Source organism: Neorhizobium sp. T7_12 (assembly GCF_002968535.1).
Taxonomy (GTDB): Bacteria; Pseudomonadota; Alphaproteobacteria; order Rhizobiales; family Rhizobiaceae; genus Neorhizobium; species Neorhizobium tomejilense.
In genome coordinates this window covers 1-841 of the sequence record NZ_PVBK01000050.1, presented here as the reverse complement: position 1 = coordinate 841, position 841 = coordinate 1, and the positions used below count along the sequence as shown (strand labels likewise).

At 58.4% G+C, this 841-nt stretch carries 1 protein-coding gene; it reads left to right on the top strand.

Features of this window, described 5'->3' with window-relative positions:
• Positions 1–74: 74 nt before the first annotated feature.
• A protein-coding gene (locus tag C5J26_RS32385; protein ID WP_105405492.1) for an IS5 family transposase occupies positions 75–831 on the top strand; the annotation gives its coding sequence in 2 pieces (ribosomal slippage) (positions 75–412 and positions 411–831; 759 coding nt in all).
• Positions 832–841 lie beyond the last annotated feature (10 nt).

Genomic DNA, 841 nt, shown 5'->3' with positions numbered 1-841 from the left:
GGATCGACATTCAGGATTCCCAAATCACCTGATCGCTGATTCATAGGACACCGTGTTGAACCACGGGGGTCGTTATGGCGGCTAAGCGTTATGAACTGAGCGATGGGCAGTGGGCGAAAATTGTGTCCTTGTTGCCGGGCAAGGTGGGCGATCCGGGGCGTACAGGCTCGGATAATCGTTTGTTTATCAATGGTTGCCTCTGGGTTTTGCGCTCCGGCGCACATTGGCGCGATCTGCCGGAGCGGTATGGCAAGTGGAAGACGGTGCATAAGCGCTTCAGCCGCTGGTGCCATGCTGGCATCTGGGAGCAGGTGTTCGAGACGCTGACGGCCGATCGTGACAACCAATACCTGATGATCGACAGCACGATCGTCCGTGCCCATCAGCAGGCAGCTTCCGGAAAAGGGGGGCAAGGATCAGGCGCTGGGGCGCTCCCGAGGCGGACTGACCACCAAGATCCACATGCTGGCCGATGCGCTGGGCCGACCATTGCGTTTCATCGTGACATCAGGTCGGGTCACAGACATCACGCAAGCGCCGGCTCTTCTGGAGGGCCAGAGCGGCAATGCCGTGCTGGCTGACAAAGCCTATGACAGCAATGCCTTGCGGGAAACGATTGCCGACATGGGAGCCGAGGCGGTGATCCCGTCAAACCGCTCGCGCAAGATTATTATTCCGCACGATGAACTCCTCTACAAACAGCGCAACCGCATCGAGCGGTGCTTCAACCGAATGAAGCACTTCCGCCGCTTCGCGACGCGCTACGACCGCAGAACCATTCACTTCCAAGGCTTCCTCTATCTCGTCGCCGCTATGATCTGGCTGCGATGAATGTCGATTC